The sequence below is a fragment of the Hoylesella timonensis S9-PR14 genome, assembly GCF_000762405.1.
Lineage (GTDB): Bacteria > Bacteroidota > Bacteroidia > Bacteroidales > Bacteroidaceae > Prevotella > Prevotella timonensis_A.
This window is the reverse complement of sequence record NZ_JRPQ01000077.1, coordinates 1-7,110: the sequence shown is the minus strand read 5'-3', so window position 1 is coordinate 7,110 and position 7,110 is coordinate 1. Positions and strand designations below refer to the sequence as shown.

The window sequence follows — 7,110 nt, the reverse complement described above, 5'->3', positions numbered from 1 at the left end:
AGAGAAAGTATGATGTTGAATTTGGTCTCAATCATTTCTTTTGAACCTTTCTCTCTATACAANGATGGATTTATCTGAAAGAGCAGGTCAACCAACCAAAGGGGTTTCTTGCTCACATAAATTTCTTTTACGATATAGTACATGATGAGTAGATTAAAAGGTTATTCTTTATANATGGATGAAGACAAACAGACAGGATGAGCTGCNTCCCGATAGATACCCTCCCTTTTCAAGAGATAGTATATCGCACTGCTNCTCATATANAACTCGTTTGCAAGAGCACACATGGCTGCTCTTGGAGAAATGAGTTTCTGCTCTATTACTGGACCGTACTCTTTTATGTACTTATCGACAATCAACTGCCTTCGTTTGACAGCTGGAGTTTCAAAAGCCCAAACCTTTTCAACTTCCGCCCGTACGTTGGGAGGAAGTCTGGCGACAGCTCCNGGAGANACCGCTTGGAGTTTTTTACGCCTTCTCGTTTTAGACTCGGCTAATTGTGGATTGTACACGCCGTTATCCCCANCATTGCGGTTAATTTCACGCAATATCGTGGTACGGTCTACTTTCAGAATTTCAGCAATTTCTCTGAAATTCTTTCCCTCTTGCAGAAGTTCGGCAATTTTCTGCCGATGCTTTGAATTTAATTGTTTACCCATAGTCAATGCAAAAAGTGTTAAACGGGTCAGAATNTCTTCTTNCCCATTATTTTTTGTGCATTGACAGTTGTGTTTTTCTTGAAGTTTTAGTACTTCAATACCTACTGATTATCAATAACATGAAGTATATTATGCAAAAATGAAATTAACACTTTTAACAAATTGTACTTCTAACTTGAACATCCGAATAATGGATGAAAGGGCTTATTTTGTTGCAATTATGTTATTAAATCAGTGAGATAAGGAAACAGAGAGCCTTCTTCTTGTTTAACTCCCTATTGTAAACGGTAAAAATGTTGTGCTGGGTTTCCCTATATGAGGATTTCCATAACAAGAAAAATGATAAAGGGCATTTTTTGTAGAAATTAACTAAAAATAGGAAATACCAAGTACACCTATTTATATTAATTTTGTATTTTTGCAGTAATGAAGATACTAACAAGTGCTCAAATTCAAGAGCTTGACGATTATACCATTGCGCACGAGTCCATTAAAAGCATTGATTTGATGGAACGTGCGGCACAGGCATTGAGCCGTGCCATCATGAATAACTGGACGACAACATCACCCATGGTAGTCTTTGCTGGTCCTGGAAACAATGGGGGTGACGCATTGGCTGTAGCTCGGATATTGGCAGAGAACGGATATTCCATTGATGTTTATTTGTTTAATATTAGTAACAAACTATCCGAGAATTGTGCTGTCAATAGAGATCGATTGAAAAATCACCCTAAAATTACCAAGTTCACGGAAGTTACGCTCAATTTTGAACCGCCTACTTTGGAAGCTAACACCGTTGTCATTGACGGATTGTTTGGAGCAGGACTTAACAAACCACTCACAGGTGGCTTTGCATCACTGGTAAAATATATCAACCAGTCGCCTTGCAAGGTGGTAAGCATTGACATGCCTTCAGGACTCTTACCCGAGAACAATGCTTTTAATGTTCGGACAAATATCGTGAAAGCGGATGTAACACTCACGCTTCAGCACAAAAAGTTGTCCATGATGATGGCGGACATGCAACCCTATATTGGGCAAGTAAAAGTGTTAGACATTCAACTTTCAGAAGCTTTTACCCAGCAAATAGATGCCAAATACAACATTGTGGAAGAGCATGAAGTGGTTGAGAAGTTGCTAACACGTTCTGAATTTGTACACAAAGGCGACATGGGGCATGCACTATTAGTGGCTGGTAGCTACGGTATGGCTGGTGCTGCAACACTCGCCACTCAAGCTTGTCTGCGAGTAGGCGTGGGAAAAGTGACCACTCACATTCCTAAACATCTTCTTAATATTCTCCAAATTTCAGTTCCAGAAGCCATTGTGAGTGTGGATCCTGAAAAAGAATACTTCACCGAACCCGTAGACACAGACCATTTTGATGCCTTAGGTATAGGTCCTGGATTAGGACAACACGAGAACTCCGCCATCGCCATGATTGCACAAGTAAGGCGTGCACAGTGTCCCATTGTTGTTGATGCCGATGCTCTTAACATGTTAGGTACACATCGAGCATGGATGCAACAATTGCCTAAGAACATTATTCTTACTCCTCATCCCAAAGAGTTTGACCGACTGGTTGGAAATACAAGTGCTGACAGTTACGAAAGACTCGCAAAAGCCTGCGAATTGGCAGAACGGTTGCACGGCTTCGTGCTACTGAAAGGGCATTACACCGCACTGTGCCAGCCTAACGGAAAAGTATTCTTTAACTCAACAGGCAATGGGGGCATGGCAACTGCAGGCTGTGGAGATGTCTTAACGGGCATCATCACAGGACTATTGGCACGCGGATACCGTCATGCAGACGCATGCATCGTAGGTATGTATCTTCACGGATTGGCGGGCGATTTGGCAGCACAAGAAATGGGAAAAGAAAGTATGATTGCTGGCGATATTATTCGCTGTATACCACAGGCATTCAAGAAATTACAGGCATTGCATTGAGGTTTAACACACATCCCTCATGAAACATGATTTGAAATATGAAAAAAACATTTTTATCCACCTTATTTTTAGCATTGAATATCACTGCGCTTTGGGCACAAATTCCTACAGAAGGCGTAACCTACTTCCTACCCAAAACAGCTTTGCGCTTTGCCGTTCTGGTAGAGAAAACAACATTTACACCTGGAAAGTACGCACGCTTTTCAGAAAGATACCTCAAAACACCTGTGAAAGATACGCCCACCACAACCTACAAAATTGTTGGTACTAAAATGAACACCTATGCCGTACCCGACTCCTCTAAGCAGTTTACTGCAACGATTGATAAAAAGCATAGTATCATCAGCGTGAGCAGAGACCAAAATGGAGTCATCATGGCGGTGAACAGTGAGCCAATGCCTGTGGAGAAAGTCACATCTTTTCAGTCAGCACCCAAACCAGTAGCTATTGACCCAGCTAAATACATGACCGCTGAAATATTGGCTGCTGGCAGCAATGCCAAGACGGCAGAACTCATTGCACAGGAGATATATGATATCAGAGACAGCAAAAATCAACTATCAAGGGGCGAGGCAGACTTCATGCCCAAAGATGGCGAACAGCTAAGAATCATGCTGGACAACCTCAACACGCAAGAAAAAGCTATGTTGCAGTTTTTCCAAGGCACCACAATTACCGACACTCTCGAAACTATTGTGGACTATGTCCCTGTCAAAGGAACCGAACACGATTTGCTGTTCCGCTTTTCTAAGTACATGGGAATGGTGGACAAAGACGACTTGGGAGGTACACCTTATTATATAAGTATCAAAGATGAAGAAATCATCCCCGTACTTTCGCTGCCCGATGAGAACGCAAAAAAAGACAAGAACAATGTGGGTATCAATGTAAACTTGCCAGGAAAAATCAATATCACACTGTCGAAAGAGGAACAACCTTTGTCATCTTTCGAAACCTACGCTGCACAATTCGGTCGCATAGAGAACATTAGCGGAAGACTGTGGGGGAAGAAATTCGCCACGCATTTGGTTCTAAATCCAGTAACAGGCAATGTAGAAAATATCAAAATAGAAGCCTTAGACTAAATCAAGAGTGAAAGACGAGTTAAACATTAAAAAAATGTAGTATCACTTGGGTATAACAAATTAATATGTTAACTTTGCAATAATGATCAAAGTTATGGCTAATTAACTTTATAAAAATAATAAAATATGGTAGATTACAAATCATTAGGTCTCGTAAACACACGTGAGATGTTTAAGAGAGCCATCAAAGGCGGTTACGCTATTCCAGCTTTCAACTTTAATAACATGGAACAGTTGCAAGCTATTATCAAGGCTTCTTCTGACCAAAAGTCTCCTGTTATCTTACAGGTATCTAAGGGTGCACGTCAATATGCCAACCAAACATTGCTTCGCTACATGGCACAAGGTGCTGTAGAATACGCTAAAGAATTGGGTTGCAAACATCCTGAAATCGCCCTCCACTTGGATCACGGTGATTCATTCGAGACTTGCAAGAGCTGCGTTGACTATGGTTTCTCTTCTGTGATGATTGATGGTTCATCACTTCCTTATGAGGAGAACATTGCATTGACCAAGAAAGTCGTAGAATACGCTCATCAGTTTGATGTAACCGTAGAAGGTGAGCTTGGCGTTTTGGCTGGTGTGGAAGATGATGTAGTTGCAGAAGAATCACATTACACCAAGCCAGAAGAGGTTATCGACTTTGTTAGTCGTACAGGCGTTGACTCGTTGGCTATCTCTATTGGTACCTCACACGGTGCATACAAGTTTAAGCCAGAGCAGTGTACACGTGACCCGAAGACAGGCTTGTTGGTACCACCTCCATTGGCTTTCAACGTATTGGACGAAATTATGGAGAAACTTCCTGGATTCCCAATCGTACTTCACGGTTCTTCTTCTGTACCACAGGAGTATGTGAAGATTATCAACGAAAATGGCGGAAAACTGCCTGATGCCGTTGGTATCCCAGAGGAGCAGTTGCGCAAAGCTGCGAAGAGTGCCGTTTGCAAGATTAACATCGACTCTGACTCTCGTCTTGCTTTCACCGCTGCCGTACGCAAGGTGTTCAACGAGAAGCCAGGAGAGTTTGACCCACGCAAATACTGTGGACCAGCTCGCGACTTGATGACAGAGCTTTACACACACAAGATTGTGAATGTTTTAGGCTCTAATAACAAGTTAGCTCAACTCGACTAATTGTCATTAGAGATGAAAGGATGACCTCCCATTGTGAGCATTGTCAAGCATGGAATCGTCTTTTCATTAAGTAGTACGATAGCACTTACCTCTATTGAGTTAAATATATCGTACAGCATTAGATAAAAGCGGGATCAACTTTGTTTGATACCCGCTTTCTTTTCAAATCCATGTAAGCACTCTACTATAAATAAGGAAATCTATTACGGCTGGTTCTATAAATTACCACCGTAATATAACACTTAAATTAAAAAAATACGTTTTGTTATCTTTTGGTTTCTTTTTGGTTCAAAATGCAAGTTCGTTCAGTCGTGTAGCTCGCTACACTCCTTCACTCTCTTACATTTTTGACCTCAAAAATAAGCACAAAATCTAACAAAGCTAATTTATAGAACCAGCCTTATCATGATACGAATGATGATTTGATATTATTCTAAATATGGTACGTCTTATTTTTCTATCCGATTTTACAGAAGCCTACGCCCACCATTTACTGCAGGGAATTCTAACCTATGCCAAACAAAAAGACCAAGAAGCATGGGTCGTTTGTCGTATGCCCCCCTCGTATAAAGAAACCTATGGCATCAAAGGCGTTGTTGAATGGGCAAAGAAATGGGATGCAAATGCGATTATCGGACGCTTCAACCATGATGACGATATCGATTTGTTCCGTAGAAACGGAATCATTGCAATAGCACAAGACTTTAAGCGCAGATTTAATAACATTCCAAATATCACCAGCAATTATCACGATACAGGAAGATTGGCTGCCCAGTTTTTTATAGAAAAAGGCTACAAGCATTTTGCATTTTACGGTTACAAAGATACGGTATGGTCTGACGAACGATGCGAAGGATTCTACGAAGGCATTAGAGAAGCTGGATACGGCAAGAACTTTTATACGTATACCAATCAACAATTGGAAACGCTTTGGTACTATGACACTACCCCATTATTAAATTGGTTAAACCAACTCCCACAACAAACAGCCGTGTTTTGCTGTGATGACAACCAGGGAAATAAAATCACTGAAATTTGTAAAAGTAACAGCATCAAAATCCCAGAACATCTTGCCGTATTAGGAGTAGATAATGATACGACCCTTTGCGAACTGTCCGATCCGCCTCTCTCAAGTATTCATTTAGATATTGAAGCTGGTGGTTATGAAACTGCAGAGCTCATCATGAATCTCATGAAGCAAAAAGATTTTCAGCCACAGGATGTAATCATCAAAGCTATCTCCATCATTAACAGAGCATCAACCAACAGCTTTGCAACCAATGACATGTACATCAATGAAGCGTTGGAATTTATTCACAGCAACTTAGATAAAGCCCTGAATGTGACAGACTTGGTTAAAAAGCTGCCGCTATCAAGGAGATTGCTTGAGATGAGATTTAAAAAGGTAACAGGAAGATCGGTATATAATTATATCATCTATAACAGAATAGAAGAGTTTGCGCGAAAAATTCATGAAACAGACAAACCCATCAATGAAATCGCCACAGAGATGGAGTTTTACAACTACAGTAACTTGGTACAACAATTTAAGCAAATCAAAGGTTGTACACCTACTGAATTTCGCAAAAGAAACAAAGCATACGACTTGTAACAAGTTACATTTCATTGCATAGGCACTCATGACGGTCTATTATTTGCACAACTATTGCACAACGAACAACACAAAAAAAGACAAAAACATAGTTTGTTCAGAGATGCAAGAACGTTGTACCTTCTGTAAAGACATACACCGCTCTTTTGTCCAATTATTTTACCAAAAAACGGTCATTGAAAATCTTCAAAATAGAAAATTTTAATAGGCAAACCATCCACAAAAGTACCCTGATCTGAACAAAAAAAACGTCTTTTCAAGTTAAAACATTGATCTTACGCTCTTGGAAACACTCTTTAAGGGTGTTATTCACATGCTTCAGCAGCATTAAAGCATGCAAATAACAAGCTTAACTCAATGGGTTAGCCGTTAAGAAAGGGTAAAAATAGGAATGAAAAGAGGCGGGACAAACATAACACCCTTAACTACAACGAATTATGAACCTCGCTCATTTTTCGCGTATTTGCGACCAACTTTGCCGTTGGTTGTTTTCACGCGAGTTATGAGAGGCACTTTGTAAAGAAAATTCAGCATCTATTATCCTTCTTTACAGCGTGTTACCAATGGTAGATATACTGCCTTTTGGAGGCTTTTCATTGTAAAATATCATCCTTTAGGCTGGTTCTATAAATTAGCTTTGTTAGATTTTGAGCTTATTTTTGAGGTC

The 7,110-nt window shown here is 40.3% G+C and carries 5 protein-coding genes; 4 read left to right on the top strand and 1 reads right to left on the bottom strand.

Annotated features, from left to right (window positions below; translation table 11 throughout):
- Positions 1-161: 161 nt before the first annotated feature.
- Positions 162-659 (bottom strand): helix-turn-helix domain-containing protein, encoded by a 498-nt coding sequence (locus HMPREF9304_RS05190; RefSeq protein WP_036927089.1) that lies wholly within the window; start codon positions 657-659, stop codon positions 162-164.
- Positions 660-1,085: 426 nt separating this feature from the next.
- On the opposite strand from HMPREF9304_RS05190, the gene HMPREF9304_RS05185 reads away from it, so the two are divergent.
- From HMPREF9304_RS05185 to HMPREF9304_RS05170, 4 genes are all read left to right on the top strand, one after another.
- Positions 1,086-2,609 (top strand): bifunctional ADP-dependent NAD(P)H-hydrate dehydratase/NAD(P)H-hydrate epimerase, encoded by a 1,524-nt coding sequence (locus HMPREF9304_RS05185; protein ID WP_036927087.1) that lies wholly within the window; start codon positions 1,086-1,088, stop codon positions 2,607-2,609.
- A gap of 38 nt (positions 2,610-2,647) precedes the next feature.
- A complete protein-coding gene (locus HMPREF9304_RS05180; protein ID WP_036927086.1) occupies positions 2,648-3,694 on the top strand; it encodes a DUF4831 family protein in 1,047 nt (348 codons plus the stop codon).
- A 126-nt stretch (positions 3,695-3,820) separates the two neighbouring features.
- Positions 3,821-4,831 (top strand): class II fructose-bisphosphate aldolase, encoded by a 1,011-nt coding sequence (locus HMPREF9304_RS05175; protein ID WP_008122944.1) that lies wholly within the window; start codon positions 3,821-3,823, stop codon positions 4,829-4,831.
- Between the two features lie 439 nt (positions 4,832-5,270).
- Positions 5,271-6,443 carry a DNA-binding transcriptional regulator gene (locus tag HMPREF9304_RS05170; protein ID WP_036927084.1) on the top strand — a complete coding sequence of 391 codons (1,173 nt, stop codon included), beginning with the start codon at positions 5,271-5,273 and terminating at the stop codon, positions 6,441-6,443.
- Positions 6,444-7,110: the final 667 nt, after the last annotated feature.